25 protein-coding genes and 1 pseudogene are annotated in these 26,642 nt (G+C 53.4%); 15 read left to right on the top strand and 11 right to left on the bottom strand.

Annotated features, from left to right (window positions below):
• Positions 1 to 35: 35 nt before the first annotated feature.
• The 3 genes from HZU72_RS08045 to HZU72_RS08055 all read left to right on the top strand — a co-directional run bounded on the left by HZU72_RS08045 (position 36) and on the right by HZU72_RS08055 (position 1,642).
• The gene (locus HZU72_RS08045; protein WP_180091317.1) at positions 36 to 383 is read left to right on the top strand and encodes a putative quinol monooxygenase; all 348 of its coding nucleotides are present in this window, start codon (positions 36 to 38) and stop codon (positions 381 to 383) included.
• Between the two features lie 17 nt (positions 384 to 400).
• Positions 401 to 868, top strand: a complete 468-nt coding sequence (locus tag HZU72_RS08050; protein ID WP_022522331.1) for an S-ribosylhomocysteine lyase — start codon at positions 401 to 403, stop codon at positions 866 to 868.
• A gap of 162 nt (positions 869 to 1,030) precedes the next feature.
• Complete coding sequence (locus tag HZU72_RS08055; RefSeq protein WP_180091318.1) at positions 1,031 to 1,642, top strand: LysE family translocator; 612 nt, start codon at positions 1,031 to 1,033, stop codon at positions 1,640 to 1,642.
• A gap of 114 nt (positions 1,643 to 1,756) precedes the next feature.
• Here HZU72_RS08055 and HZU72_RS08060 read toward each other — a convergent pair whose 3' ends face one another.
• Positions 1,757 to 2,911 (bottom strand): methyl-accepting chemotaxis protein, encoded by a 1,155-nt coding sequence (locus HZU72_RS08060; protein WP_235976034.1) that lies wholly within the window; start codon positions 2,909 to 2,911, stop codon positions 1,757 to 1,759.
• A gap of 463 nt (positions 2,912 to 3,374) precedes the next feature.
• Between HZU72_RS08060 and HZU72_RS08065 the strand changes: the two genes are divergently transcribed.
• From HZU72_RS08065 to HZU72_RS08075, 3 genes are all read left to right on the top strand, one after another.
• Positions 3,375 to 5,303 carry a diguanylate cyclase gene (locus HZU72_RS08065; protein WP_180091319.1) on the top strand — a complete coding sequence of 643 codons (1,929 nt, stop codon included), beginning with the start codon at positions 3,375 to 3,377 and terminating at the stop codon, positions 5,301 to 5,303.
• 111 nt (positions 5,304 to 5,414) lie between these two features.
• Positions 5,415 to 6,452 (top strand): CNNM domain-containing protein, encoded by a 1,038-nt coding sequence (locus HZU72_RS08070; RefSeq protein ID WP_180091320.1) that lies wholly within the window; start codon positions 5,415 to 5,417, stop codon positions 6,450 to 6,452.
• Positions 6,453 to 6,677: 225 nt separating this feature from the next.
• The gene (locus HZU72_RS08075) at positions 6,678 to 7,328 is read left to right on the top strand and encodes a peroxiredoxin (protein WP_180091321.1); all 651 of its coding nucleotides are present in this window, start codon (positions 6,678 to 6,680) and stop codon (positions 7,326 to 7,328) included.
• A gap of 161 nt (positions 7,329 to 7,489) precedes the next feature.
• On the opposite strand, the gene HZU72_RS08080 is transcribed toward HZU72_RS08075, so the two are convergent.
• Together HZU72_RS08080 and HZU72_RS08085 are read right to left on the bottom strand one after the other, a co-directional pair.
• Positions 7,490 to 7,693, bottom strand: coding sequence for a zf-HC2 domain-containing protein (locus HZU72_RS08080; protein WP_180091322.1), 204 nt, complete (start codon positions 7,691 to 7,693; stop codon positions 7,490 to 7,492).
• A gap of 16 nt (positions 7,694 to 7,709) precedes the next feature.
• Positions 7,710 to 8,279: a sigma-70 family RNA polymerase sigma factor gene (locus HZU72_RS08085; protein WP_180091323.1), complete on the bottom strand. Its 570-nt coding sequence runs from the start codon at positions 8,277 to 8,279 to the stop codon at positions 7,710 to 7,712.
• A gap of 173 nt (positions 8,280 to 8,452) precedes the next feature.
• Here HZU72_RS08085 and HZU72_RS08090 point away from each other — a divergent pair, with 173 nt between their 5' ends.
• Positions 8,453 to 9,229, top strand: a complete 777-nt coding sequence (locus tag HZU72_RS08090; protein ID WP_133729851.1) for a ZIP family metal transporter — start codon at positions 8,453 to 8,455, stop codon at positions 9,227 to 9,229.
• Here the strand turns inward: HZU72_RS08090 and HZU72_RS08095 are convergent.
• On the bottom strand, positions 9,226 to 9,705 hold the full coding sequence (locus tag HZU72_RS08095) for a MerR family transcriptional regulator (RefSeq protein ID WP_180091324.1): 480 nt from the start codon (positions 9,703 to 9,705) through the stop codon (positions 9,226 to 9,228). The two genes, HZU72_RS08090 and HZU72_RS08095, sit on opposite strands and share 4 nt — an antisense overlap.
• Positions 9,706 to 9,773: 68 nt before the next feature.
• Between HZU72_RS08095 and HZU72_RS08100 the strand changes: the two genes are divergently transcribed.
• The gene (locus tag HZU72_RS08100) at positions 9,774 to 12,008 is read left to right on the top strand and encodes a heavy metal translocating P-type ATPase (RefSeq protein ID WP_180091325.1); all 2,235 of its coding nucleotides are present in this window, start codon (positions 9,774 to 9,776) and stop codon (positions 12,006 to 12,008) included.
• Between the two features lie 14 nt (positions 12,009 to 12,022).
• Here HZU72_RS08100 and HZU72_RS08105 read toward each other — a convergent pair whose 3' ends face one another.
• Positions 12,023 to 13,036 (bottom strand): isocitrate dehydrogenase, encoded by a 1,014-nt coding sequence (locus HZU72_RS08105; RefSeq protein WP_180091326.1) that lies wholly within the window; start codon positions 13,034 to 13,036, stop codon positions 12,023 to 12,025.
• 500 nt (positions 13,037 to 13,536) lie between these two features.
• Between HZU72_RS08105 and HZU72_RS08110 the strand changes: the two genes are divergently transcribed.
• The 3 genes from HZU72_RS08110 to cfa all read left to right on the top strand — a co-directional run bounded on the left by HZU72_RS08110 (position 13,537) and on the right by cfa (position 17,286).
• A complete protein-coding gene (locus HZU72_RS08110; RefSeq protein ID WP_180091327.1) occupies positions 13,537 to 15,027 on the top strand; it encodes a SulP family inorganic anion transporter in 1,491 nt (496 codons plus the stop codon).
• A gap of 19 nt (positions 15,028 to 15,046) precedes the next feature.
• The gene (locus tag HZU72_RS08115; RefSeq protein ID WP_180091328.1) at positions 15,047 to 15,904 is read left to right on the top strand and encodes a universal stress protein; all 858 of its coding nucleotides are present in this window, start codon (positions 15,047 to 15,049) and stop codon (positions 15,902 to 15,904) included.
• 221 nt (positions 15,905 to 16,125) lie between these two features.
• Positions 16,126 to 17,286: a cyclopropane fatty acyl phospholipid synthase gene (gene cfa, locus HZU72_RS08120; RefSeq protein ID WP_371829537.1), complete on the top strand. Its 1,161-nt coding sequence runs from the start codon at positions 16,126 to 16,128 to the stop codon at positions 17,284 to 17,286.
• Between the two features lie 17 nt (positions 17,287 to 17,303).
• Here the strand turns inward: cfa and HZU72_RS08125 are convergent, their stop codons facing one another.
• Genes HZU72_RS08125 through HZU72_RS08135 form a run of 3 tightly spaced genes read right to left on the bottom strand, consistent with a single transcriptional unit; the run spans position 17,304 to position 19,090 of the window.
• Complete coding sequence (locus tag HZU72_RS08125; RefSeq protein WP_180091329.1) at positions 17,304 to 18,260, bottom strand: arsenic resistance protein; 957 nt, start codon at positions 18,258 to 18,260, stop codon at positions 17,304 to 17,306.
• A 45-nt stretch (positions 18,261 to 18,305) separates the two neighbouring features.
• A complete protein-coding gene (gene crcB, locus HZU72_RS08130) occupies positions 18,306 to 18,692 on the bottom strand; it encodes a fluoride efflux transporter CrcB (RefSeq protein ID WP_180091330.1) in 387 nt (128 codons plus the stop codon).
• On the bottom strand, positions 18,689 to 19,090 hold the full coding sequence (locus HZU72_RS08135; RefSeq protein ID WP_180091331.1) for a fluoride efflux transporter FluC: 402 nt from the start codon (positions 19,088 to 19,090) through the stop codon (positions 18,689 to 18,691). Before HZU72_RS08135 ends, crcB begins: the two co-directional genes overlap by 4 nt.
• 294 nt (positions 19,091 to 19,384) lie before the next feature.
• Here HZU72_RS08135 and HZU72_RS08140 point away from each other — a divergent pair.
• A pseudogene (locus HZU72_RS08140) lies at positions 19,385 to 19,582 on the top strand (universal stress protein); the annotation flags it as partial.
• A gap of 344 nt (positions 19,583 to 19,926) precedes the next feature.
• Here the strand turns inward: HZU72_RS08140 and HZU72_RS08145 are convergent.
• The gene (locus HZU72_RS08145; RefSeq protein ID WP_180091332.1) at positions 19,927 to 21,612 is read right to left on the bottom strand and encodes a 2-isopropylmalate synthase; all 1,686 of its coding nucleotides are present in this window, start codon (positions 21,610 to 21,612) and stop codon (positions 19,927 to 19,929) included.
• A gap of 263 nt (positions 21,613 to 21,875) precedes the next feature.
• Between HZU72_RS08145 and HZU72_RS08150 the strand changes: the two genes are divergently transcribed.
• Entirely contained in the window at positions 21,876 to 22,361 is a 486-nt protein-coding gene (locus tag HZU72_RS08150) for an Lrp/AsnC family transcriptional regulator (RefSeq protein ID WP_180091333.1), read from the top strand.
• Between the two features lie 71 nt (positions 22,362 to 22,432).
• Positions 22,433 to 22,789, top strand: coding sequence for a RidA family protein (locus HZU72_RS08155; protein WP_180091334.1), 357 nt, complete (start codon positions 22,433 to 22,435; stop codon positions 22,787 to 22,789).
• A gap of 46 nt (positions 22,790 to 22,835) precedes the next feature.
• On the opposite strand, the gene HZU72_RS08160 is transcribed toward HZU72_RS08155, so the two are convergent.
• Positions 22,836 to 23,699: a MurR/RpiR family transcriptional regulator gene (locus tag HZU72_RS08160; RefSeq protein ID WP_180091335.1), complete on the bottom strand. Its 864-nt coding sequence runs from the start codon at positions 23,697 to 23,699 to the stop codon at positions 22,836 to 22,838.
• 214 nt (positions 23,700 to 23,913) lie between these two features.
• On the bottom strand, positions 23,914 to 25,269 hold the full coding sequence (locus HZU72_RS08165; RefSeq protein WP_180091336.1) for an aldehyde dehydrogenase family protein: 1,356 nt from the start codon (positions 25,267 to 25,269) through the stop codon (positions 23,914 to 23,916).
• Between the two features lie 198 nt (positions 25,270 to 25,467).
• Here HZU72_RS08165 and HZU72_RS08170 point away from each other — a divergent pair, with 198 nt between their 5' ends.
• The gene (locus tag HZU72_RS08170; protein WP_180091337.1) at positions 25,468 to 26,616 is read left to right on the top strand and encodes a GNAT family N-acetyltransferase; all 1,149 of its coding nucleotides are present in this window, start codon (positions 25,468 to 25,470) and stop codon (positions 26,614 to 26,616) included.
• The last annotated feature ends 26 nt before the right edge of the window (positions 26,617 to 26,642 follow it).

Consider the following 26,642-nt stretch of genomic DNA (forward strand, 5'->3'; position numbering starts at 1 on the left):
ATAATGACGTACGCTTAACGACTTAGGGGATGACCATGTCAGAAAAAATTTACTGTGTTGCCGGTTTTAAGCCCAAACCCGGCAAAGAAGAAGCGGTATTCAAAGCGCTTCAGTCGTTAGAGCCGAACACCCACCGGGAAGATGCGTGCATTCACTACACCGTAACCCGGCAGATTGATAACCCCTTCGCCCAGGGCTCCAGTTATCCGATTGTTTTTCATGAAATCTGGGCCAGTCGCGAAGAGTTTGAAGCCCATTGTCAGCGTAAAGAGATTCAAGACTTCTTTGCCAAGCACGTTGAAGCGCCGGATGGCGATATCGAAGATGCCAACGTGTGTGTTTATACCGACGAACCATGGAATTTTGACGCGCCCAAGGTTTAAGCGAAAAAGGAGCCAACATGACCGATAAAAAGATGAACGTCGAGAGCTTTAATCTGGATCACACCAAGGTAAAAGCCCCGTACGTTCGGTTAGCCGATATTAAAGAAGGCCAGAACGGCGACCGTATTCATAAATATGACTTGCGTATCTGCCAGCCCAATAAAGAGCATATGGAGATGCCGGCGCTGCACTCACTTGAGCACTTGATGGCTGAGCTGTCGCGCAATCACACCGATAAAGTGGTCGATATCAGCCCCATGGGCTGCCAAACCGGCTTCTACATCGCGATGATCAACCACGACGACTACGACGGTGTGATCACTATCATCGAACAAACCCTGAACGACGTGCTCGAAGCCACTGAAGTACCTGCCTGCAACGAAATGCAGTGCGGCTGGGCCGCCAGCCACAGCCTGGAAGGCGCTAAAGAATTGGCCAAAGGCCTACTGGCCAAGCGTAGCGAGTGGACTGAAGTGTTCGCCTAAGCGTTATGTGGCAGTAAAAGGGTTATTAGACGGCGCCTCCCCCATGTTACATGTAGCAAAGGGAAGGCGTTCTTATTGAGCGTACTTTAACGAATGGAAAACGCCAACCAACAGTGACATGCTGGCTCATTAAAGGCTTTTTTTCATGGGGGAGGCGTTGCTATGCTGTTGGACACTTGGCTGTTATACCTAATCGCCTGCCTTGGCCTTTCGCTTTCGCCTGGGCCAAACGGCCTGCTAGCACTAACCCACGGCGCGCTACATGGCAGCCGTAGAACCCTATTTACCATCGTAGGCGGCGCCACAGGATTTATGCTGATTATTGCCCTGTGCATGTTTGGCATTGGTGCGCTGCTCAAGTCGTCGGTAGTGTGGTTAACAGTGCTGAAATGGGTCGGCGGGGGGTATCTTATTTGGTTGGGTATCCAGGTATGGCGCTCACCACCGATTACGGGTGAGGTGGATGTGAGCGCAAGCCCAGCGAGCGGGTGGCATCTGTACCGCCAGGGGGTACTGGCATCGGTTACCAACCCCAAGGTGTTGTTGTTTTTTAGCGCTTTTCTCCCCCAGTTTATCGATCCACAGCGCAGCTTGATGCTGCAATATTTCGTGCTGGCAGGCACGTTTGTGGCTATCGAATGTATGGTGGAAGGCCTGCTTGCCAATATGGCTAACCGCATTCGCCACTGGCTGAAACGAGTTGGCCGCGGCTTCAACCGCACTTGCGGCGGCATCTTTGTTGCCATTGGTGCCGCGTTGCCGCTGAGGACATAAGGCGCCAGGAAGCGACGCTTTTTTGCACTTCCCCCACTTACCTGTATCAACGTCATTTGCTGCCGGTATTCAGTTGTAAAGGCGGCGCATCCCTGTGCATGAAAATTGATGTTGCTAGATATGCGTATCTGCAGCGAGCAGTTCGATAGAGCTGGAAACGTTGCGTGCATCGTGAAGAATTCTGTTCACGATGGCATCAATTTCACTGACGCTGGTTTGGCTGGCCTTGCCTTGTTCGATGACCTGTTGCATGGCTTGGGACGTGCGTTCCACCAGACTGCTATTGTCGTTCAGTACTTGGGTTATTTGAGCCACCGCCTCAGTGGCTCCCTTGGCGAGCTGTCGTACCTCGTTGGCAACCACCGCAAAACCACGCCCCTGTTCGCCCGCACGGGCGGCTTCCACTGCAGCGTTAAGCGAGAGCAGGTTGGTTTGGCTGGCAATTTTCGCAATTGATGCGGTAATGGTATTGATGCTTTGAGACTGCTTATGCAGGGCATCAATCAGTTCCTGAGCTTTGGACAGGGTTAGCGCTGCCTGTTCAGACCCTTTCACCATTTCATCCAGATGATCGAGACTATCTTTTGCGGTTTGCTCAATTTGTGATGTACTGCTCTGTGCAGAGCTGATTGTGCCGGATGTCGCAGTGGCTTTTTCGACCAGAGGCGTGATATTGCTGGCGAATTTGACGACTTCAATGACATTTCCCTCTGCGTCCGTGACAGGGTTATAGGTTGCTTCAAGCCATACTGACTTGCCTTGTGCATCCACTCTTTCAAAGCGCCCGCTGGTAAATTCACCGCTGGCAAGGTTCTGCCAAAAGTGAGGCTGTTGGCGATAGAAATCGGGTCGACAAAACATCTTGTGATGCTTGCCGATCAGCGCTTCCCTACGGTAGCCCATGACTTTCTCGAAGTTGTTGTTCAAATCCAGGATATAGCCTTCAGGGGAGAACTCGATCACGGCCATGGAACGGTGGAGCGCATGTAACAGCGCATCCTGATGCCTGGCTTCCTGATGGCTGGCGGTGACTTCATTCGCCACCTTGATGATCTCAGTCACCTTCCCCGTGCGAGTACAGATAGGCAGATAGGTTGCTTCAAGCCATACCTCTTCGCCATTCTCTTTGAAGCGACGAAAACGCCCATGGTGGCTTTTACCAGCGGCAAGCGAAAGCCAAAATGACTGGTACGCTGGGCGTTGTGTTTCGGTATGATCGCAGAAGATACGGTGATGTTGTCCCTTGATGTCCTGCAGACGGTAACCCATAACCTCCAGAAACCGCTGGCTGGCGTGCTTGATAGCTCCCTGTGGTGTAAAAAAATACAGGCTGTATGATTTAGTAATGCTTCATAGAGAGATGCATTAAGAAAATGGTTGTACATTTGACCTTCTCTGTATTTTTAGCTGGATTATGCATGTTCAGGCAGAGGTGGTGAACTAAAATTAACTATGGCATGTTTTAAAAAAATTTCTACTTTTTTAGATTTCCTGATAGCAGCATGAAAAATTCTTTATGTTTTCTATCAGCTTGTGTGTTTTAGTTTCGTATAAATTTCAATTGGTGCCTTTAGGTTTGATAGATAACTCTCCCTGAGAGGCTTTAGCCTTTGTAGGTAAAAATTAAATTATTGATTTATATTTGCGATGGCAAATATTGATTAGCTACTTGATAAAGTATAGCTTGGTAGGTAATGGGAGATGACCCAAGGCGGCGGAGGAAAGCATTGTCATGTTAAACAAACGATGGCAATACATCAGTCAATACAAACTTACCTATGGTGTTGACACAGATGCGCTTGACAGGCTGGTCGCCTCTGTAGCCGATTTCTTTGAATTCCCCATCGCACTGATTTCGATTATTGGTCAACAGCAGTGGTTTATTGCAAAAGCAGGCTTGGATGTCGACATTACCTCGTTAGAGGATGCTTTTTGCCGCCACGTAGTGGCACTGGGTTCACCGCTTGTCATTGAAGATGCAAGCCTGCATCCGGATTTCCGTGACAATCCGCTGGTCGTTGCGGAGCCGAAGATCCGTTTTTATGCGGGAGTACCGCTGATGGCTGGTGGCCGAGAGGTTGGCGCTGTCTGTTTGCTGGATAACCAACCCAATACGCTTTCCCCCAAGGATCTACGCTTTCTGGAATCGCTTGGTTATTTTATAAGTGACTATATCCGTCTCAACGGGGAGCCGGGGGCCGGGCTCCGGAGTGCCGATTTTGCAATGATGATTGAGTCCGCTGATGTAGGCGTCTGGGACTGGGAGATTGTCAACGATTACAATGTGTTCAACCAGCATTGGTGCGAGCTTCTAGGACTGCGGCTGGACGAGGTCGAAAGTCGTTCCCGCTTCTGGAAAAGCCTGGTGCATGATGAGGATACCGCTCGACTCAACAGGGAGATTAGCGCTCCTCTAGCCGAGGAGGGCTCGGTGCTCAATGTGGAATATCGCATGCGTCATGCCCAGGGCCACTGGGTATGGGTCAGCACCTGTGGTCGCGTGGTGGCTAACGACAGTAACGGGCGTCCGCTGCGAATGACCTGTGTGACGCGCGATATTTCAGAAAGGAAGAGGGCTGAGCTGCGTGAACAAAAGCAGGTACAGCTACTGGATTTTATGAATCGGGCGCAAAGCGTTTTTCTTCATGAAAAGAATATTCGCCACTCCTGCGAGCTTATTTTCGATGAGCTCCTTTCGCTTGCAGAGAGCCAGTTTGGGTTGATCGGTCAAGTAGTAATGCAAGAAACAGGCGAAAAATCACTGTTTATACACGCACTTTCCAATATCAGCTGGAGTGCAGAAACAAATGAGCAGTATCGTGCCTACCAGCGTGGTGAACTGTTCTTCAACAGCCTGGATAACCTTTTTGGCCATGTCATCACTAGCGGTGGTGTGGTAATGGCGAACCAGCCTCGGTGTCACCACGCGTCTAGAGGAACGCCGGCAGGGCATCCGCCGTTACTTCGCTTTTTAGGGCTGCCTATCAAGATTGGTGATGAAACGGTAGGGATGATTGGGCTGGCAAATAAAGAAGAGGATTACACAGACGAAGACGCCCAGTTTCTTCACCCCTTGTTAGATACATTGGGGGCACTGTTTTATGCATTGGAAGTTGAGAAATCAAGATTGAATGCAGAACAGAAGTTACGCTACTTAGCTGAAACGGATGTGTTGACGAAACTGCCTAACCGTCGAGCCTTTATAGAACGTGTACATGGTTTCTATTCTCAATCATCATTAACCTTTACTATTGCCATTATTGATATTGACTATTTTAAGTCGATTAATGACAAGTATGGGCATCAAGTGGGGGACGAGGTGTTGCAAGAAGTCGCTTTTCGCTTAAGTAGCTATCTGCGATCTGATGATCTCGTTGCCCGCATGGGCGGAGAAGAGTTCGGTGTTTGCCTGTATGATACCCAAGGTGCGCCGACGCTTGAGGCATTGCGAAAAGCGATAGCTGCAGAGCCTGTATGGACGAGTGAAGGGGCAGTCAATGTGACCGTCAGTATTGGCGCGGGCCAAGTGAGGCCCAGCGACTGCACCGATCATTGGGAGGCTGATTTACGCTATGCCGACCTTGCGTTGTATCGCGCAAAAAATGAGGGGCGCAATCGTGTTAAGTGGCATATGCCAAGCGTGATGACGAGTCTTACATGAGCATCCCTTTTTTCACTAAGCCTTGACCGTTTGTTGAAGGGCAGTCTGGGTCATTGACAGCCGAGAGACTTACCCCTATAAACGCCTGACAACCCACCACCCTAGGCGACCATGTTCCTCCTAATCACGATTGCTACCCTTTCAATCGCGTTCTCGTTTTTATGTTCCATCCTTGAAGCGGCGCTTCTTTCAATTACGCCCAGCTACATTGCTAAACAGAAAGAAGATAACCCCAAGCTGCACGCCTCGCTTACGCGCCTGAAGGCTAATATCGACCGGCCCCTAGCCGCTATTTTGACGCTCAATACGATTGCTCATACCGTGGGTGCAACTGCAGTGGGTGCTCAGGCGGCGGTCGTGTTTGGCGAAGCCTCTATTGCCATCGTTTCGGCGGTAATGACAATGGCGATTTTAATACTGTCGGAAATTATTCCGAAGACCATAGGCGCGACGTACTGGCGCGGCTTGTCCCCGTATTTGCCACGCTTGTTAACCCCGATGATCATTGGCTTGCTGCCTTTTATCTGGATGTCGGAGCAGATCACCCGCCGGCTAGGTAAGTCAGAGCATGATGTCGATCTGCGTGATGAAATTAAAGTACTTGCCCGCGTCGGCCTGGAAGAGAAGGTGCTGGACGCGGACGAGTCGCGCACCATTATCAATATGCTCAACTTGCACGATATTGTCGTCAGCAAAGCGATGACGCCGCGCACGGTGTGTGAAACCGTTTTGCCTGACATGACCGTAAAAACGTTCGATGAGCAGTATGGCAAAGCGCCGTTCACGCGCTTCCCAGTGATGGACAACGGTGAGCAGGCCTTTGGTTATGTGCATAAAGCAGATATGTATCACGCCGACGATGCCAAAACGATGCGCGAGTTGATGCATCCGATTAGCAGCGTGGACGTCTCACATAACATCGAGCAGGTATTCACCTCTATGCTAAAAGATCACCTGCACATGCGGGTTGTCTACGATGAGCACGGCACCTTTGTAGGTTTAATCACTTTAGAAGACATTATCGAAACCATTCTGGGGCAAGATATTGTCGATGAGACCGACAATGTGGCCAATCTACGCCACTATGCTAAACAGCAGTGGATAAAGCGGGTTAAGCGGGAAGATAAAGACGCCAAAACAGCCGAGTAATCCCCAAGAAGGTACTCACTGTTTGTTGGTCTAAAGCGGCGCCTTCGGGCGCCGTTCTGCTTTTACAGGCATTTATATTCAGGCTTTTACGCCGTTAGACTACGCTTGGCAGAGCGAGTGAACGTTGTGCTACGACTCGCTGTCTTAGCGCTGAATGATCTATAGTGAAGGTGTTGAAAGTCAAATAAGCTATTAGGGCGTCTAACGCCCATTGAGGAGGAAAGCATGTCATTACGTATTAATGCCGTCGTGCCCGATTTCGAAGCGGAGACGAGCCAAGGGCCGATTCGTTTTCATGACTGGATTGGCGACAGCTGGGCGATCCTGTTTTCGCATCCTAAAGATTTTACCCCGGTTTGCACGACAGAATTCGGTGCCGTCGCGCAGCTGAGCGCAGAGTGGAAGAAACGCGGTACCAAAGTGATCGGTGTTTCCGTGGATGGCGTTGAAGACCACAAACGCTGGGGCAATGACATCCAAACCGTCAGCGGTAGCGAAGTCGATTTTCCGATCATCGCCGACGACGGCCTTACGGTGTCAAAGCTTTATGACATGCTGCCGGAAGACGCCTACCTGCCCGATGGCCGCACGCCAGCAGACAGCGCAACGGTGCGCTCGGTGTTTATTATCGGGCCCGATAAGCAGTTGAAGCTTTCCATGACCTATCCAATGACCGTAGGGCGAAACTTTGCGGAAATCCTACGCGCCCTAGATGCGCTGCAAACCACGTCGAAGCACGGTGTTGCCACCCCAGCCGATTGGACGATAGGTCAGGATGTAATTATTCCGCCTAGCGTTTCTGACGCGGATGCCAAGCAAAAGTATGGCGAGTACGAAACGGTTCTGCCTTACCTGCGCAAGACGCCACTACGTTAATAGAGTGATGTAAAAAGCGAAAAGCCAGCGCCTATGCGCTGGCTTTTGTATGGGCCATTAAATGGACTCTATACAATGTTTTTGTTGGGCATACGTAGGAATTCGCTGACGAAGAAGCGAAGCAGGAGAGAGTAATGGTTTGCTGTATCTAGCCGAAAAAGCTAATCGTCTAGCGTTTTGCGGGAAGAGAGTCGCGAGGCGGGGTGGTGGTCGCTAATGTTGTGCAACAGATCGAATTGGCGGGCGCAGTGACGGCAATCCCGGCACATCGATAGGTGAAGACGAAGAGCCATCTTCTCACGCAATGTTAATATTTTGTCCTGTTTTAAAGACATCAACTCCGTGGCTTCGCGGCACATAAGCATATCAGGCTCCCCTCAGCTAATTTAACCAACCATGATCCAAGCACTCTCTTAGCCGTAAACGCGCACGGTGTAAGATAACCCAACAGTTGGTTTCAGTAATGCCGATTTCCTTACAGATCTCTGTGGTGGAAAGCCCCATGAGTTCACGCAAGGTAAATACGCGTGCGATACTCTCCGGTAAGGCTATCAAGCAGGCATCAAATACTTGCCAAAAACGCTGGTTTTCTAACACCTGCTCAGGTTCTCCCCAGTGGCTGGGGCGGGCAGCGCTCTGCCAGTGTCCATCCTGTTGAAATAGACGGTCAAGGGTGTCCTCATCTAAGCCCAGGCCTAACGGTTGCCAGGTTCCTTGACGGCGCTGTTGACGCAGTTGATCCAGAATTTTGTATTTTAAAATGCCAAATACCCACGTCTCGAACTCGGAGCGCCCTTCAAAGGTGGCGCTTTTCTCAAAGGCGGTGAGGAGGGTCTCCTGTACAGCATCTTCAGCGGCGGTAGCATCGCGTAACTGCAGGCGCGCAAAGGCCACTAAGCGGGGTCGTAGCTGCGTAAAGTGGGCGGCGGCGAACGTAGCGGAATGAGGCACGAGAATCCCTTTTTAATGTTCCCAAGGCGCACTAATGGCATCGTGCTAATGAAGACCATCGTTATTTATTCATTAGGCATTAATGCGTTAAAGTACGTGTTGATACCACGTTAGACAACAACGTGTCGTTCTCATTGATGCCTTTCTGATTGCCAACCGAGTTTATGCTGTCCATGGAAAATACGTTGTTATTAGGGTTTTTGGGCAGCTTAATTGCTGGATTGTTGACGGCGGTGGGTGCGCTACCGGTGCTGCTGGGTAAAACGCCTAGCCGTGGCTTTCGCGATTTGGCGTTAGGTTTTGCGGCAGGGGTAATGCTGGCAGCGTCGTTCTTTTCGCTGATTATTCCAGCGCTCGACGCTGCGGAAATCTATTATTCCGGTGGCCCCGTGCCCGCCGCAATTGTCTGTGCAGCTATTTTGTTAGGGATGGGCGCGATTGCGCTGCTTAACGAGCATCTGCCCCATGAGCATTTTGCCCAGGGCCGTGAAGGGCCGGAGGCTGCATCGCTTCGACGGGTGTGGCTGTTTGTGTTTGCGATTACTATCCACAACCTGCCGGAAGGCATGGCAGTGGGCGTCGGCTTTGGGGCCAATGGGTTAGAGGGCGGTATGCCGCTGGCGATCGGTATTGGCCTACAGAATATGCCAGAAGGGCTCGCCGTTGCGGTAGCCTTAATGGGCGAGGGCTACTCAAAGTGGCGCTCCTGGTCGATTGCAGCTTTAACTGGCCTAATTGAGCCCGTTGGTGGGCTATTTGGTGCCAGTATTGTCAGCGTTTCCCAAATACTGCTGCCTTGGGGCCTGGCCTTTGCCGCTGGCGCGATGCTGTATGTGATCAGCCACGAAATCATTCCCGAAACTCATCGCTGCGGCCACCAGAAAAAAGCCACCTTTGGCTTGGCGATGGGTCTGGTGATTATGCTGTTCTTAGATGTGTGGCTGGGTTAACCGATGACATCGGCGCCACCGTGAGGCCCCGTTTGGTGGCACAGGCGGTGGTCGCTGAGCACGTCAATAATATAGCACTGGCCAACACTGCCTCCCGCACACTGATTGATCATGCGTTTGAGCTCATCGCGTACAGAGGTGAGGCGCGCGAGTCGAGCCTCGACCTCGGCAAGATGACGCTTTGCCAATCTATCGATCTCCTCGCAGGGCATGTCGGGGTAATCCGCCATTTGTAAAAGCTCTCGTACCGCCTCCACCGAAAAGCCAAAATCCCGCGCATGACGAATAAACGTCAAACGGCGGATGGAGGCTGTGGTGTAGCGCCGCTGGTTACCTTCGTTGCGCGGTGCTGAAGGCAGCAGCCCAATTTGTTCGTAGTAGCGCACCGTTTCTGGCTTGCAGCCGGACTCGCGTGCCAGTTCGCCAATGCCGATATAGCGCTCAGTAGTGGCTAGCTCAGGATTTTGATCTTTCATTACTTGAACCTCTAGTGACTATAGGTATTACGCTGCTCTTAAGATAGACGAACTTGGAGCGAAGAGCGATGAGTGACACCACACCTGCTAAAACGACACAACACCAGACGCCACAAGCGGCGAACGCATCTACCACCTTGCGCGTGCAGGGCATGGACTGCGGCGGCTGCGAACGTAAGGTAGAAACGGCGCTAAAGCGCTTAAGTCACGTTGAACAAGTTTCAGCGAGTTCTGTCGCCGGCTCGGTGCGATTAACCGCACCGCCTGGTAAAAACCTGCCACATTCCGATATTGAGTCAACGATCACGGCCCTGGGCTACCAGGTAATTGATGAGTCGGTGAACACAGCTGAATCGAAAAAGCCGTCCTCATGGTGGCAGTCGTCTAAAGGACGTTTGGTGATTATCAGTGGTGTATTGCTGGCGCTTGCCTTGGGGCTGAAATTCGTCTGGCCCACCCTGGGCAGTTGGCCATTCATCGCCGCAACGGTCGTTGGCCTTGTGCCGGTTATTCAGCGTGCTTGGCAGGCGCTAAAGATGGGTAACCCCTTCACCATTGAAATGCTGATGAGCATCGCAGCCCTAGGGGCGCTGGCGATAAACGCCGCCGCTGAAGCGGCAGTGGTGGTGTTTCTATTTGCGGTGGGGGAGATGCTGGAAGGCGTCGCTGCCGCTCAAGCACGCCGCAGTATTTCGGCGCTTTCCAAGCTGACTCCCTCTACTGCGCGGTTACTGGAACAGGGCGAAACTCGGGAAGTCGCTGCCGCGTCTCTGATGCCGGGGCAACGGGTGCAGGTACGCCCCGGTGACCGGCTGCCCTGTGATGGGCAAATTATTGCTGGTCACTCCTCAATCGATGAATCGCCGGTCAACGGCGAGTCGGTGCCGCGGGAGCGTGGCGAAGGCGAGACAGTGTTTGCAGGCACCGTCAACCTGGATGGGGTGCTTGAGGTCGAGGTAACCCGTAGTGCTGAAAACAACACCATCGCCCGGGTGATTAAGCTAGTGGAAGAGGCTCAGGCGGCGAAAGCACCGGTGGCGCGTTTTATTGACCGCTTCGCGTTTTACTATATGCCTGCGGTCGTCGGGGTAGCACTTCTGGTCGCTGTCATACCGCCTCTGGTGTCGACGATGCTGTGGTCTGAGTCCATCTACCGCGCCCTAGCGTTACTGCTCATTGCTTGCCCCTGTGCGCTGGTGATCTCGACACCCGCGGCCATTGCGGCTGGGTTATCGGTGGGCGCTCGCAATGGTCTGCTGATGAAAGGCGGCGCGGTATTAGAGCAATTAGGCAAACTCAAGCGGGTCGCGCTGGATAAAACCGGTACGCTAACCGCGGGCAAACCCACGGTGACGGATGTGGAGAGCCTTGAAGCTGGTAGCCATCTTGATAAAAGCCGTTGCGCTGAGATAGTGCGTCTTTCTGCCGCTCTGGAGCAGGGCTCGAGCCACCCCCTAGCTGTGGCGATCAGTAACTATTATGACCAGCAGAAGGGAGCTCCGGTGCCTACTGTGCAAGGTGCCCGTGCGCTAGCAGGGCAGGGCGTTGCCGGGCGCGTCGAAGGACGCGAGTTAATGCTGGTGAGCCCGCGCTATTTACAATCTTTCACCCAGCAAACCGGTGAGATAGAAACCCGTATTGCGGCGTTGGAAGCGCAGGGCAAAAGCTTGGCCGTATTGCTAGAAAGAGGGATAGAAACAGGGATAGAAAGAGAGGACGGGATAGAAAGTGAGCGCCTTTTAGGACTAATCGCACTGCGTGATGAACCCCGTGAAGATGCTCGCGAAGGGCTTCAAGCGTTAGAGCGCCTAGGCGTGCAGGCCGTGATGCTTAGCGGAGACAACGCCCGCACCGTTGCTGCCATCGCTGAGCAGCTTGGGATTGAAGCAGAAGGGGAGCTAATGCCGGAAGATAAAGCCCAGCGCGTGCGCGATTGGCAGGCGCAAGGGCTTGGGCCGGTGGGTAAAGTGGGCGATGGTATTAACGATGCACCGGCACTCGCAGCGGCAGAAGTGGGCATAGCCATGGGTAGCGGTACCGATGTGGCGCTTGAAACCGCCGACGCCGCGCTGCTTAAAAACCGCGTAGGCGGAATAGCCGAGATGATCGCACTTTCCCAGGCGACCATGCGCAATGTAAAAACCAACGTGGCCTTGGCGCTTGGCTTCAAAGCACTGTTTTTGGTCTCTACGGCGCTGGGGATTACGGGGATGTGGGTCGCGGTAATGGCGGATACTGGGGCGACCGTGCTGGTCACCCTCAATGCGTTGCACTTGTTGCGTTACCGTTTTAACAATGTTTAAGCCAAACCAAACCGTTAGCTTTGTACGTACTCAACCAACGCCTGGGCGAAGGAGTCGGTAGAGCCAGTGCCGCCCATATCGGGGGTGACCATATCGCGGCGGGTTTCCAGCACGGTACGGATACCCTGGCGGATGGCGGTGCCTTTCTCTGTCATGCCCAGGTGATCAAGCATTTGTGCTGCGGCGAGCAGCAAGGCGCAGGGGTTGGCGATGTTTTTGCCTTCGATATCCGGCGCTGAGCCATGCACTGCTTCAAAGATCGCAGCCTTTTCGCCGATGTTCGCTCCCGGGGCTAAACCTAAACCGCCGACTAAGCCAGCGCAAAGGTCAGAGAGAATATCGCCAAACAGGTTGGTAGTGACCACCACATCAAACTGATGTGGGTTCATTACCAGTTGCATACAGGCGTTATCGACGATCATCTCTTGGAATTCGATCTCGGGATACTCTTTGGCAATTTCCCGCGCTACGTCCAGGAACAAACCCGAGCTGGTTTTGATAATGTTGGCTTTGTGTACCGCGGTGACTTTTTTGCGACCGTTGTTTTTGGCCAGCTCAAAGGCGTAGCGCATAATGCGCTCGGAGCCTTTGCGAGTTACTTTGATCACCGAAATGCCTGTATCGCCGTCGTCGATCATCTCCTGGCCGGCGGAAAGGTACGCGCCTTCGGTATTTTCGCGCACGGTGATCATGTCGATGCCGTCGTAACGTGAGCGGGTGCCGGGGAAGCTAATCGCCGGGCGCACGTTAGCGTAAAGATCAAAGTGACGGCGCAGCTGTACGTTAATAGAGGAGAAGCCTTTGCCAATCGGCGTGGTTAGCGGGCCCTTCAGCGCAATGCCGTATTTCTCGATGGCATCCAACGACTCCTGGGGAATCAGCGTGCCATGCTTTTCAAGGGCGCCTAAACCAGCATCGATGTGGTGGTAGGTTAAGCCGCAATCTAAGGCGTCGAGTACTCGCAGCGTGGCCTCCATAATTTCGGGGCCGATACCGTCGCCCTTGATGACTGCAATAGATTGGCTCATGTGCTGCTCCTCTTTGATCGACAAGTGTGTTGCGTATGCCGCTTCAACGTAAATAGTTGGGACTTGATAAGACATCATTTTCGAGCGCAATGGTACGCCAAATTCAATCTAGAGGGCACCCTGCAAAGGATGTAGCAAGAATGCAAAGAGCGCTAATTGCTGCTAGAATGCCGCGGCTTATGGCACCACGCTTTAACTTTGCGTTCTTCTTACAGCAAGGCATAACGGTAATGACCCTCTCAAATGCAACACAAGCACTATCCACTTCAGGGCTGATGACTCCGCCCTAGGTTTTCCCCTCCTCAAGCGATACGTCTAGACACGTTAATTGCGTTGTCATGGCGTTACGGCATGCTATTGCCATTCTTCCGCCGATTGGCGGGCCGAACCTTTGATTGCTCCAGCACTGGCTTATTAGTCTGATATCGCGCGTCTTACGTGCGCCACTGTCTCGCGTCGAGGGTTTGTCATATTTTAACCTGCAGCCATGGACTCCCTGAATGTCTCTCTATAGTAAGCAAGAGTGGTTTTCCAACATTAAAGGCGACACGCTCTCGGGAATCGTGGTCGCCCTTGCACTGATTCCCGAGGCGATAGCCTTTTCAATCATTGCAGGCGTTGACCCCAAAGTTGGTCTTTACGCTTCATTCTGTATCGCGGTGATCATTGCGTTCACGGGGGGGCGCCCTGGCATGATTTCGGCAGCGACTGGTGCTATGGCGTTACTGATGGTGACGCTGGTGAGAGAGCATGGGCTTGAATATCTGCTGGCCGCCACGCTGTTGACTGGTGTACTCCAGATTATTGCTGGTTACCTGAAACTCGCGGATTTGATGCGCTTCGTGTCGCGTTCAGTGGTTACCGGGTTTGTTAATGCGCTGGCGATTTTGATTTTCATGGCACAGCTACCGGAGTTGACCGATGTGACTTGGCATGTCTATGCCATGACGTTGGCCGGATTGGGCATTATCTACCTGTTCCCCTATTTACCTGTCATCGGTAAGTCCATCCCCTCACCGCTGGTCTGCATTGTGGTGCTTACCGCGGTCTATATGATCAGCGGTATGGATATCCGCAGCGTCGGTGATATGGGGGAACTGCCTGATACGCTGCCTGTATTCCTGTGGCCCAATGTGCCGCTGAACCTGGAAACGCTATGGATCATTCTGCCTTACGCGTTGATGCTGACTGTGGTGGGCCTGCTTGAGTCGATGATGACCGCAACCATTGTCGATGACCTGACCGATACGCCGAGTAATAAAAATCGCGAATGTAAGGGGCAGGGGCTTGCCAATATTGGCTCTGGCCTACTGGGTGGCATGGCGGGCTGCGCCATGATTGGTCAGTCGGTGATCAATATTAAATCCGGTGGACGTACGCGCCTTTCGACACTAATAGCAGGTGTGGTGTTGCTGATGATGGTGGTCTTCCTGTCGGATTGGGTGTCGCAGATACCCATGGCGGCGCTGGTGGCGGTAATGATCATGGTATCAATCGGCACCTTTAGCTGGGAATCGATCCGAGACCTGAAAAAACACCCCCTAAGCACCAATATCGTCATGTTGGCTACCGTGGCGGTCACGGTCAGTACGCACAATCTGGCGATCGGTGTGTTTGTCGGTGTGCTGCTTGCCGCGCTGTTCTTCGCTAACAAAGTGGGCAACATTCTCTACATCGGTTCACGAGAGATCGAAGCTGGCAAAGAGCGTGAATATCAAGTAGTGGGCCAAGTGTTCTTCGCCTCTTCTGAGCGTTTCACGGCCGCTTTCGATCTCAAGGAAAGTATCGAGAAAGTGACGATTGATCTTTCCCGAGCACACTTCTGGGATGTGACTGCCGTACAGGCGCTGGATCGGATCGTGATTAAATTCCGCCGTGAAGGTACCGAAGTAGAGATGGTCGGTTTGAGTGAAGCCAGCGCAACGGTAGTGGATCGCTATGCGGTACACAATGACCCCGAAGCAGTTGAAAAGCTGATGGGCGGTCACTAACCAACGCAAGGAGCGCAACATGACAGATCAGGTATTAGCCGCTATTGACGGCTCCCAGTTTTCTGAAGGCGTCTGCGATTACGCTGCCTGGGCAAGCTTGGCTATGGATGCACCGTTAACCTTTGTGCATGTGGTCGACAACCACTCAGAAGTACCCGAAGAGCAGAATCTTTCCGGTAACCTGCGCTTCGGTGCCCGTGAACGGCTGATGAAAGAGCTTTCCGAGCTTGATGAGCAGCGCGCTAAAGTGAATCGCGCGCAGGGCAAGCTGATGCTGGAAGCCGCCAAAGAGCGCGCAATAGAGGATGGGGTCAGTGAGCCCGCCACGCGCCAGCGCAATGGCACCCTGGTGGAAAGCCTGTTAGAGCTTGAGAAAGATATCCGTTTGCTGGTGGTAGGCAAGCGCGGTGAAACCGCCCACCAAGCCAGCGGTCATCTTGGCTCTAACCTTGAGCGGGTGGTGCGTGAATTGCACCGGCCGATCCTGATGGTGCCGAAAACCTTCACACGGCCTGAAAAAATATTAATGGCCTTTGACGGCAGCAAAACCTCCCGTAAGGGCGTCGAGATGCTGGCCCGCTCGCCGCTTTTTGCGGGCACCGAGTGTCATGTGCTGATCGTGGGTGCGGAAACGGCTGAGCGTCGTTCCGAGATTGAATGGGCGTTAAGCACATTGCGTGAAGCGGGCCATCAAGCAGAAGGCGCTATTCGTGCTGGCGAGGTAGATGAAGCCCTACAAGCCTACGAAACAGAGCACAGCATTGACCTGCTGGTGATGGGCGCCTACGGCCACTCGCGTATTCGCCACTTACTGGTAGGTAGCACCACAACGGCCATGCTACGTGGTAGCCGCATACCGGTGCTGATTTTGCGCTAGGGCTCAATAAGCTAAAACTCAAAAAAGCAGCAGCGCATAACCGTTTAGCTCGCTTTGCGTATTACCTTCGCAGCCGGCCCTCTTTCTTGAGTGAGCCGGCTTTTTAACCTCTGCAGTGAATAAATTATTTCCATCAAATGATGCTAATGTTGCAATGCGCTTCTATGCTAGTAGTCAGGTTGTGACCTATTCACCCACTGGAATAGCGTAAGGAGCCTGCTGTGAACATGCCTATGTTGGAAAAAAAGCCTGTTGGCTTCGACGAAGCCTCTACTTCCCACCGTTTTGTTGCTGAGCTACTGGCCCAAGCCAATATTCATTTCGATGGGCACCGCCCCTGGGATATCCAATTGAATGCCCCTGGCGTTATTGATAGCGCTCTTACGCGAGGCAATCTTGGGTTTGGTGAAAGCTACATGAAAGGTGACTGGGACGCCGATCGGCTTGATGAGTTGTTTTACCGCTTAATGCGTGCCCAGCTCGGGCAGCGTATCAAGCCCACTCAATTGATTTATCACTCTCTGCGTTCGCGCCTATTGAATCGTCAAACGGCGAAGCGTGCCTGGGAAGTGGGCGAAAAGCATTACGATCTGGGTAATGACTTCTATGCGGCCATGCTCGATCAGCGCATGACCTACACCTGCGGCTACTGGAAAGATGCCAAAACCCTAGACGAGGCCCAGGAAGCCAAGCTCGATCTCGTCTGCCGTAAATTGCAATTAAGGCCAGGCATGCGGGTGCTGGATATTGGCTGCGGATGGGGGAGCTTCATGGCCTACGCGGCCGAGCACTATGGAGTTGAGTGCGTGGGCCTGACTATCTCCAAAGAGCAAGCGGAGTTTGGGCAGCGATTGATCAAAAAGGGCTTGCCGGTAGAGTTTCGACTGCAGGATTATCGAAATGAAAGCGAGCAGTTTGATCGTATTGTCAGCATCGGCATGTTTGAGCATGTGGGGCATAAAAATTATCGCGAGTATATGAGCGTGGTTAACCGCTGCTTAAAGGATGACGGCCTGTTTTTGCTGCATACCATCGGCAAAAACTTGAGCAACACGGTGACTGACCCTTGGATTGATAAATATATTTTCCCCAATGGTGAATTGCCCACCTTGGGGCAAATAGCTGATGCCGCCGAGGCACTGTTTGTGGTGGAGGATGTGCATAACTTTGGGGCTGATTACGACCGTACCCTGATGGCATGGCACAATAACTTTGAGAGGCACTGGCCCACCTTTGAAAGCCAGTATGGCGAGCGTTTCTATCGTATGTGGCGATACTACTTGCTATGTTGCGCCGGTGCTTTCCGAGCCAGAGAAATTCATCTTTGGCAACTGGTGATGAGTAAGCAGGGGGTGCTGGGCGGTTATTCCCGCGTTAGCTAATCGCTATCTAACACAAGCTAGGGTTCCGGCAGTAAGCTATTTGGCACCCAGCGTAGGAATGCCACCATGCCGAATAGCTCTACCAGTGATTGAAATACCACCACCACGACTGCTGCCTGCCAGGCGTTGGGTAGCGTCAGGGCGATGGGCAGCATCACAAAGGAGTTTCGTGTGCCGAAACTAAACGCTAGCGTTCTCGCGCTGGCGGTGGGCAGTTTGAACAGCTTGCCAAGCCCCTTACCCAATAGAGCCGCGAAGAGTAAAAAGCCAATAAAAATAAACACCACCTGAACCAACACTTGGCTAAGGCCGAACACGGTGTTGACCTGGGAGGCGGCAATCATAAACACCACCAAGGCCAGTAAGGGTACTGGTAGTATTCCCAGGTAATACGCGGTGCGTTTAACTGCCTTGTGGCGCGAGGCTATGTACTCGGTTAACCAGGCAAGTGCTAAAGGTGTGAGAATAAGCCCTGCAAAAGCGCTCAATAGTTCTTTAGAGAGCGTTAGTTGAAACCATTCGCTGCCCAGAAACAGCCACAAATAAACAGGTAACGCGACTAACTGCACCAGCAGCAGTAGTGGGGCGGCGGCAACTGCCCGAGCGCTATCGCCTTTGCCTAAATGTGTGAAGGTGATAAACCAATCGGTGCAGGGCACCAGCAGTACCAGTAAAACGCCTGCCAGCACGGCGGGGGAGAGTGGTAGCCAAATAACGGTAAGGGCTAAAAAGGCCGGAATGGCAATAAAGTTACCGACCATCAGTGCGGCCATAAAGCGTGTGTCAGCGAAGCTACGGGCAATGTGCAGCAAAGGAATTTGCGTAAAGGTGGCGTAAAGCAGTACCGCTAACAGTGGCCATAAAAAATGCGCTAGCGGCTCAGCGAATTTCGGTGCTCCGATGCCTAACGCTAGGCCTAAGCCAATGAAAATCAGGTAGAGCCAAGACTGATGCTTTTCCATCTGATCGCGCATGCTGGCATATCCTGTCGCTAACGGTTTTGCAATCGGGGCTATTTGCTAACGAAAAAGCGCCATGCGCTCACCCACCACGGCAGCGCCCAGCCAAAGGGGTAGGCTAACCACAATATAAATCAGTGCAGCCCCCGGTCGTCCTAACTGCACCAGATGCAGCGTCTCTAAGCTAAATAGCGAAAAGGTGGTAAAACCGCCGCAAAAACCGGCCACCAGTAATGGCTGAAAACGCGCTAGTTGGCCGCGGGGAGCGCTCGCGAGGGTGGCGGCCAACCAGCCGATTAAGCACGAACCCAGTACGTTTACGATAAGTGTTCCCCAGGGGAAATACCCCCCTAGCGCTGCCTGGGATAATAGCGAAACGCCGTAGCGCAGCGCGCTGCCAATGCCACTGCCGACACCCACCGCAAGGTAAGCCTTCCAGGCGCTCATAAGGTCGCTCCTGACAGAGAAGCGCCTGATGATAACCAGCCCAGGGTGACCATGGCTAAACCAAGCAGCAGCGTGGTACCCACATTAATGCCTGCACGGAGTTGTTGGCCGCCCTGCCATAGCTCAATGGTCTGCAAGCTAAAAGAGGAGATAGTGGTGTAGCCTCCCAGCACACCGGCGACAGTGAACAGCCATACAGGAGAGGGGGCGCTGGCGATACCTAGGCTGCCGAGCAGCCAGCCCGCTAGAAAGGCTCCGCTGGCGTTCACCGCCAGGGTTCCCCAGGGGAAGGCTTTGCCGAGATAGCGGGCGAGTAGATTGGAAACCGCAAATCGTCCCATCCCGCCCAGCGCGCCGCCTAACGCGACTAACAGTACGCTTGTTAAGCCATGCCCCATGCCTTCCTCCGAGTCGCCAATTTCAATAGGCCGCTAAGTTTAGCATGTGCGTTTTATAACGTCCGAAGCACGTAAGAACGTTTTAGGGTTTGTACGAAAAGTCGGCGAGCGAAGGCTAGACAAGGCAAAAATCAACGAACAAAGGATCGGACTCGCGCACGAGATGATTTTTAACGCCGTATAGGCGAGCGTAGGCAGTTTTTGTACAAAGCCTAGGGTGTCGCGGGTCAGTGAGTTCGTGTAGAAAAGGATGAGAATATAAAAACAATGTTGATGCTCAAGGAGAAGTACCTCATGTCAGATCGCGTGTTGGCAGCTATTGATAGTTCTCAGTTTTCAGAGGGCGTGTGTGATTATGCGGCTTGGGCCGCCCAAGCCCTGGATGCTCCGCTCAGTTTTATTCATACCGTGGATAACCATGCCCAAGTCGCCGAGCCGGATTTAACCGGTAACTTAGGATTAGGTACCCGAGAGCACCTGCTGGAAAAGCTGTGATGATAAAGACCAGCATGCCCAATAGAAGTGCATGAAAAGGTGCGCCTGCGCTGATGGCTGGCAGGCGCGATGCCGGAGGAAAACACCATGGCACCGCTAAGCGCGGAACGTACCCGGCCTAGATGTTCAGCTCCCCAAAGCTGAATCAGCAGACCTGAAACAATGAGTTCTTGCGCGCCCATGGCCAGTCCGCCGCCGACCATTAGTACCCAAATAGTGATATTCCCGCCGATGGTTAGCACCATTAGCATAGCGATGGCGCGTGTTACCCAAGTGGGTCAACATGCCCTGTCAGCACGTTCACGAGAGTTATATTTCTAACTGCAATAACTTTTAGCAGCTTACGCTTCGGCGGCAGCTTCTTTCTGCTGATGTTGCTCAGATGCCTGGGCTGCGTTAATACCTGATAACAGCGCCTTGAGCGATGCACTTACGGTGTCGCTATCCTCGGCAACCGCGCAAAGCCGCTGGCCATCGATATTGAGCTGGACAAAGGCAATGGCATTGGCCTCACTGCTGGCACCGAGGGAGTGCTCGCTGTAATCGATAATCCCTACACTGCTGCCGGAGTGGCGTTGCCACGCATCGGTAAACGCAGACATCGCGCCGTTGCCCTTGCCAGAAAGGCGCAGCGTTTCGTCACCCTGGTTCAGCGTCAGCTCAATGCCTTCCTGCTGGCCTTTGGAGAGCTGATAATCCACGAGAGATAAGGGCGCTTCCTGGGTGAAATTGTCGAACATCACCTGGCGAATCATTTCACTGGAGAGTTCGCTGGCGCGCCGCTCGCTCTCTTGCTGAACAAAGGGTGCCAAGGCCAGCATCATCCAGCGCGGCAGGTTAATGCCGTAATCCCGCTCAAGCAGGAAAGCCATGCCGCCCTTGCCGGACTGACTATTGACGCGAATCACCGCCTGATAGTCGCGGCCGATATCGTGGGGGTCGATGGGCAGATAAGCCACTTGCCAAGGCTCGTCGGGCTTTTGATGCTTGAGGGATTTACGAATCGCATCCTGGTGGCTGCCCGAGAAAGCGGTGTAGACCATCTCGCCCACCCAGGGGTGACGCGGATGTATAGCGATACCGGTGCACTCGTTGACCACCTGAATGATTTCATCAGGGTTGGATAGATCCAGTTCAGGATCGATGCCCTGGCTGTAGAGATTCATCGCCAGGGTGACGATATCCATATTGCCCGTACGCTCGCCATTTCCCAGCAGGGTGCCTTCTACTCGCTCGGCGCCGGCCAGCAGGGCGAGTTCAGCAGAGGCTACCGCGCCACCGCGGTCATTATGGGTGTGCACCGAGATAATCACGCTGTCACGGCGACTGATGTGCTGGCAGAAGTACTCAATCTGATCGGCGTGATGGTGCGGCCCGGCCACTTCCACCGTGGTGGGCAGGTTGAGAATGCATTTGTTCTCTGGCGTTGGCTGCCACACATCCATCACTGCTTCGCAGATATCCAGCGAAAAATCGATCTCGGTGCTGGAGAAACTTTCCGGGGTGTACTCGAAACACCACTCAATCTCGGGGTATTGGTCGGCGTAGGTTTTGACCCAGGTAGCCCCTTGTACCGCGATATCGACAATCCCGGCACGATCCATCTCAAACACCCGCTCGCGCTGAATGGTGGAGGTGGAGTTATATAGGTGAACAATGGCGCGCTTGGCACCCACCAGCGAGGCAAAGGTTTTCTCAATCAGGTGTTCACGGCACTGCACCAGTACCGCAATGGTGACGTCATCGGGAATTTGATTCTCTTCGATCAGCCAACGCACGAAGTCGTAGTCGGGCTGGCTGGCCGAAGGAAAGCCTACCATGACTTCTTTAATGCCCACTTTAACGATCTGCTGCCAGAAGCGTTGCTTTTGCTCAACGGTCATCGGCTCAAGCAGCGCCTGATTGCCGTCGCGTAGGTCTTCGCTCACCCAGATCGGGGCATGATCTAGATCACGATCTGGCCATTGGCGATTGAAGGCAGGTACGCGGGGCGCAGGGCGGTATTTGCGATGATCAAAAGCAGACATGGTGAGCTTCCTATAGGCGATGAGTTGTTAAAAGCGGCCGCTTGTGGCGTATGCCGCATTGCTGCAGTGCCAGGGTGAGGCACCTTAAGGGGCTGCTTGTGGCAATGACTCTTGTGGTACTGAGCTATCTGTTACTAGCTATCTCGTACTGGACATAGTGTATGCGGAGAGCGACGAAAGGTTATTGCGAAAATGTAGTGTTATCGCCAATAATTGACATTAAATATCGCATAATTTTCTTTTATTGGTAGGAGCTGCTTTCTATGGCCGTAATACCACTGTCGCTTGATCGATTTGATCGCCATATTCTGGATATTGTGCAGCAGGAGGGGCGCATCAGTAATCAGGAGTTGGCTGATCGAATCGGGCTTTCGCCTTCTCCCTGCTTGCGCCGGGTGCGGGCTCTGGAGGAGCACGGCCTAATACTACGCTACCGTGCGGAGGTCGATTCCCGCCAACTGGGCTATCAGTTAATGGCGCTGCTGCATATTTCCATGGATCAGCATACACCGGAGCGCTTCGATAATTTTGAGCGCCATATTCGAGAGATACCCAACGTCATCGAGTGCCTGATCATTACCGGTCAGGCGGCGGATTTTCAGCTCAAAATCCTGGTACGCGACATGGATGACTACCAACACCTGCTGTTGCATGTGATTAACCGCATCGAGGGTGTTACCGGCGCGCATACCAGCTTTGTGCTGCGGCGGGTCTTTGAGCATCGGCCGGTACCTACGGATCGGCTTTGATAACAAGGCATAGTCAAGGATAAGCCAAGCGGTTTAGACTGCTTTTCTTAAACCTACTAGGAACTTTCCCTATGACTATTCAACGCCACGATACAAAAGCCCGTATGAGCCGTGCGGTAATTCACCTGAGTGTGGCCTATCTGTGCGGCCAAGTGGCTGGCCCGGAGGCCCGCGAGGGCGACATTACTGCCCAAACGGAAAGCATGCTGGCGCGGGTGGATGCGCTACTGAAAGAGATTGGTTCAAGTCGTGAGCAGCTGCTTAGCGCAACGATCTACCTGAAAGAGGGCGGTGACTTTGCCGCTATGAACGAGGTATGGGATGTCTGGATGCCCGCAGGCTACGCTCCGGCGCGCACCTGCGTCTGCGCGCCCATGCCCGCCGATGAGCTTAAAGTGGAAATTACGGTGACTGCCGCGGTGAGCTAACTGCTTTCTATTCGCTCCTCACCATTCACCCCTCACTATTTTCCATTCACTTCCCAGGCTTTTCTACCGGAAAGCGGGTGTCGCGCAGGCTGTCTTTGATTTTCTTAAGGTGGGGTAAGAAGTCTTCACCACGCCTTAAGGTCACTCCAGTGGCCAGTGCATCAATCAGCGTTAATTGAATTACCCGCGAGGTCATCGGCATGTAATGGTCGGTGTCTTCGGGGGTAGCGACATCCAGGGTGGAGGTGCATTCGTTGGCCAGTGGCGAGTTTGGCGCGGTTATACCAAGAACGACGGCCCCTGCATCCCTCGCCAAACGGGCGATATCCACCAGCTCCCGGGTGCGCCCGGTGTAGGAGATAATCACCACCACATCCCCCGTATGGCAAGCGGCGGCGACCATACGCTGCATCAGCACATCAATGTAGGCCATCACCGGCAGGTTAAAACGGAAGAACTTATGTTGGGCATCCTGGGCCACCGCGCCAGAGGCACCCAAGCCAAAAATGTGGATCTGCTTGGCCTGGGTCAGATAGTCGACCATTCGCTCGACGGCATTCATATCGATGTCGCGCTGGGCTTCATCGAGGGCGGCGATGGTGGCGCCAAAAATTTTGTGTGTGTACTGGGTGGCGGAGTCGCCAGGCTCCACTGCGCGGGTCACATAGGGCGTTCCGCCAGCTAAACTCTGGGCCAATTTGATTTTAAAATCGGGATACCCCTTGGCGCCAAAGTTACGGCAAAACCGGTTAACCGTGGGTTCGCTGACGCTAGCCGCCTGGGCCAGACTGGCAATGCTTAGGCTGGTGGCGACCGTTGGGTCTTCAAGAATTACATTGGCGACTTTACGCTCTGAGCGGTTGAGTTCTTCTAAACGTTCGCGTAAGCGGTCAAGTAAGTCATGAGCCATTAACGGTCTCCGTGTCGTGTATGGAAAGCAGCAAATTTCCTATGCTTACAAAAGTTCTCCCACGAGTTTCAGTAAGCTGTTGCAAATGCTCAGGGCAGTTTCTGCTGTGCTTACGTGGGCTTTGTAGATAATTCCAACGTAGAGCGTATGTGAAATATATCATAAGGGCATTGTGAAAATTTGTTATTAGCAAACGATCATCAGCTCTTAAGCTTTAACCGACTCCTAAAAATTTCATTAGCCAGCGCCGGTAAGGTGGGTAAAGCAGTCGGCTAGTGGTTCTTTTGGCTTGATAAAAAACGCTGCGTAAGTGGCTAAAACGCTCAAAGCCGTGACGGCCATGGTAGGCACCCATGCCGCTCTCGCCGACACCGCCAAAGGGCAGTGAAGGGACGGCGTGATGAAGCAGCGTGGCATTAAACACCAGTGCGCCAGAGCGTGTCGTTTGCAGCAACTGCCGCTGTAAGCCCTTATCATGTGTGAAGGCATACAGCGCCAACGGGTGAGGGCGAGCATTCACATAACGTATTGCGTCTGACATATCGCTAATGCCAATTACCGGTAGACAGCGGCCAAAAATCTCTTCGCGCATCACCTGGAGCCCCTGGTGGGGGTCGATAATCAGCGCTGGGGCATGAGCACCGTGATCAATGACTCTGCAGCCGTGGTCGTGGGCTTCTTGTAGCATGGCATCGAGCCGCTGCTGGTGGGCCGCGTTAATCGCATGGGTGGCCGCATGATCATCGGGGCGCTGATGTTGAATGGCTTCGCTCAACGCTTTAACCAAGGCACTAATATGGCGGCTCTCAACCAGTACGTAGTCGGGGGCGATACAGGTTTGCCCGGCGTTCATGCCTTTTCCAAAAATAATATCTGCTGCCGCTTTGTCGAAATCTGCATCGCCTGCCACGATCGCGGGCGACTTGCCGCCCAGTTCAAGCGTCGTTGGGGTCAAATTCGCCGCGGCTGCTTGGGCCACTTGTCGACCTACCGCGCTGGAGCCGGTGAACACCAGGTGATCGAACGGCAAACCGCTAAAACGACGCGCCACCTCTACATCGCCTGCTACTACCTTGAGTTCCTCAGGGGTGAAGTATTGCGGCACCAGTCGCTGCAGTAGAGTGCTGGTAGCGGGGGAGTGCTCGCTGGGTTTAAGCATCACCACATTGCCCGCTGCAAATGCATCCACTATCGGCATTAACGCCAAACTCCAAGGGTAATTCCAGGGTGACATCACACCGACAACGCCCAGCGGCTGCGGCGCGATGCGTGCCCGGGCAGGCACCAATCGCCACGGCATGCTGACCGACCAAGGGCGCATCCAGCGCCATAGATGCAGTCTGGTATGGCGAATGGCGTGGAGCACCGCGCTGATTTCAGCCATGCGTATTTCCACCTCGCTGCGCTGACCAAAATCCGTTTGAATCGCGCGGATAATCTCAAGCTGGTGATGCTTGGTCATACGCGCGAGGCGGGCCAGCCGGTCACGACGCACCGTTAACGTCGGGTAGGGCATTTGATCGACAGCGTGGCGCTGCGTTTGAAAGTCACCCGTCATATCGCGCGTCATGGACTCTCCTCATAGGCCGTTACCGGCGTGGCGTTAATGTTAAATACTGCAGTTCAATCGCCGTATCTGCTTTCGTTGGCATAGCCCGGTGATTTAGCCAGTTGATTTAGACATCGGTGTAGATGGTTAGTGTAAACGGTTTATATAAACAGTTAGTGTAAAGTGACCTTTTAGCCCCCACACGTTCGGGAAGGTGCTATGCCGTTACCCCCACTATCGATCACCATTCTACCCACCATCGAGGCCGTTACGGCAAGCCAGTGGGATTCACTGGTCGATAATGATCAGCCCTTTTTGCGTCACGCGTTTTTACACGCCCTGGAGGCAAGCGGCTCGGTCAGTGAGGCCACGGGCTGGGAACCGTGCCATCTGAGCGTATGGCAAGGCGGTCAGTTGGTAGCGGCGCTGCCGATGTACCGCAAGCACCACTCTTACGGTGAGTATGTGTTTGATTGGGGCTGGGCGGAAGCGCTAGAGCGTGCCGGTGGCCGCTACTATCCAAAAGCCCTCAGTGCGATACCGTTTACGCCAGTGCCTGGCGCGCGCACGTTAATCGCCAGGCATGTCGATGCCCGCGCCGTCCGTGGGCTGCTGGCTGGCGCATGGCGTGAGCAGTGTGAAAATCTCGGTCTGTCTAGCTGGCACCTGCTATTTGCCGACGAGGCGGATGTCACCGCCTGGCAGGCGCAGTGTCCTGAACTTATTACGCGTGAAGGTGTACAGTTTCAGTGGTGTGATCGCGGCTTCGGTGATTTTGAGGGCTTTCTAGCCAGCCTGACCTCGAAACGGCGCAAGATGATCAAGCGCGAGCGACGCTTGGTCGCCGAGCAGGGGCTACAGGTAGCGCACCTTGAGGGTGATGCGATTACATCAGCGGATATGGCGCATTTCTATCGCTGCTATGCAATTACCTACCATGAGCGCGGCAGACCGCCTTACTTAAACTATGACTTTTTTGAGCGCCTGCGCCAAACCATGCCCGAGGCGCTGGTGCTGGTGCAGGCTTACATTGAAGGGCGCCCGGTGGCGGCAGCACTCTATTTTCGTGGCAGTAGCACGCTCTATGGGCGCTACTGGGGGAGCGAAGTCGTCGCCGATTGCCTGCATTTTGAGGCATGTTACTACCAAGGTATCGAGTACTGTTTGCAGCGCGGCTTAACGCTATTTGATCCGGGCACCCAGGGCGAGCACAAGCTGGTACGCGGGTTTGCCCCCCAGCGTGTGCGCTCGCTGCACTATATTAGCCACCCGGGGCTTGCCGCAGGTATTGCCCAGTTTTGTCATGAAGAGGGCGAGCAGGTCAGCACCTACCGCAATGCGGCCCATCAAGCGCTGCCATTTAAGTAGTTATTTAAGCTGTCATTTTAACGATG

It is taken from the genome of Vreelandella sedimenti (assembly GCF_013416325.1).
GTDB lineage: Bacteria > Pseudomonadota > Gammaproteobacteria > Pseudomonadales > Halomonadaceae > Vreelandella > Vreelandella sedimenti.

Bases quoted from the DNA above. Each gene is read 5' to 3' on its own strand.
- HZU72_RS08070 (WP_180091320.1), top strand. From the start codon at position 5,415: ATGTTCCTCCTAATCACGATTGCTACCCTTTCAATCGCGTTCTCGTTT.
- HZU72_RS08170 (WP_180091337.1), top strand. From the start codon at position 25,468: ATGCCGTTACCCCCACTATCGATCACCATTCTACCCACCATCGAGGCC.
- crcB (WP_180091330.1), bottom strand. From the start codon at position 18,692: ATGAGCGCCTGGAAGGCTTACCTTGCGGTGGGTGTCGGCAGTGGCATT.
- HZU72_RS08080 (WP_180091322.1), bottom strand. From the start codon at position 7,693: ATGCTTATGTGCCGCGAAGCCACGGAGTTGATGTCTTTAAAACAGGAC.
- HZU72_RS08160 (WP_180091335.1), bottom strand. From the start codon at position 23,699: ATGGCTCATGACTTACTTGACCGCTTACGCGAACGTTTAGAAGAACTC.
- HZU72_RS08150 (WP_180091333.1), top strand. From the start codon at position 21,876: ATGGCCGTAATACCACTGTCGCTTGATCGATTTGATCGCCATATTCTG.
- HZU72_RS08135 (WP_180091331.1), bottom strand. From the start codon at position 19,090: ATGGGGCATGGCTTAACAAGCGTACTGTTAGTCGCGTTAGGCGGCGCG.
- HZU72_RS08115 (WP_180091328.1), top strand. From the start codon at position 15,047: ATGACAGATCAGGTATTAGCCGCTATTGACGGCTCCCAGTTTTCTGAA.
- HZU72_RS08165 (WP_180091336.1), bottom strand. From the start codon at position 25,269: ATGACGCGCGATATGACGGGTGACTTTCAAACGCAGCGCCACGCTGTC.
- HZU72_RS08060 (WP_235976034.1), bottom strand. From the start codon at position 2,911: ATGGGTTACCGTCTGCAGGACATCAAGGGACAACATCACCGTATCTTC.
- HZU72_RS08100 (WP_180091325.1), top strand. From the start codon at position 9,774: ATGAGTGACACCACACCTGCTAAAACGACACAACACCAGACGCCACAA.
- HZU72_RS08055 (WP_180091318.1), top strand. From the start codon at position 1,031: ATGCTGTTGGACACTTGGCTGTTATACCTAATCGCCTGCCTTGGCCTT.
- HZU72_RS08125 (WP_180091329.1), bottom strand. From the start codon at position 18,260: ATGCGCGATCAGATGGAAAAGCATCAGTCTTGGCTCTACCTGATTTTC.
- HZU72_RS08155 (WP_180091334.1), top strand. From the start codon at position 22,433: ATGACTATTCAACGCCACGATACAAAAGCCCGTATGAGCCGTGCGGTA.
- HZU72_RS08050 (WP_022522331.1), top strand. From the start codon at position 401: ATGACCGATAAAAAGATGAACGTCGAGAGCTTTAATCTGGATCACACC.
- HZU72_RS08075 (WP_180091321.1), top strand. From the start codon at position 6,678: ATGTCATTACGTATTAATGCCGTCGTGCCCGATTTCGAAGCGGAGACG.
- HZU72_RS08045 (WP_180091317.1), top strand. From the start codon at position 36: ATGTCAGAAAAAATTTACTGTGTTGCCGGTTTTAAGCCCAAACCCGGC.
- HZU72_RS08105 (WP_180091326.1), bottom strand. From the start codon at position 13,036: ATGAGCCAATCTATTGCAGTCATCAAGGGCGACGGTATCGGCCCCGAA.
- HZU72_RS08110 (WP_180091327.1), top strand. From the start codon at position 13,537: ATGTCTCTCTATAGTAAGCAAGAGTGGTTTTCCAACATTAAAGGCGAC.
- HZU72_RS08095 (WP_180091324.1), bottom strand. From the start codon at position 9,705: ATGAAAGATCAAAATCCTGAGCTAGCCACTACTGAGCGCTATATCGGC.
- HZU72_RS08090 (WP_133729851.1), top strand. From the start codon at position 8,453: ATGGAAAATACGTTGTTATTAGGGTTTTTGGGCAGCTTAATTGCTGGA.
- HZU72_RS08145 (WP_180091332.1), bottom strand. From the start codon at position 21,612: ATGTCTGCTTTTGATCATCGCAAATACCGCCCTGCGCCCCGCGTACCT.
- HZU72_RS08065 (WP_180091319.1), top strand. From the start codon at position 3,375: ATGTTAAACAAACGATGGCAATACATCAGTCAATACAAACTTACCTAT.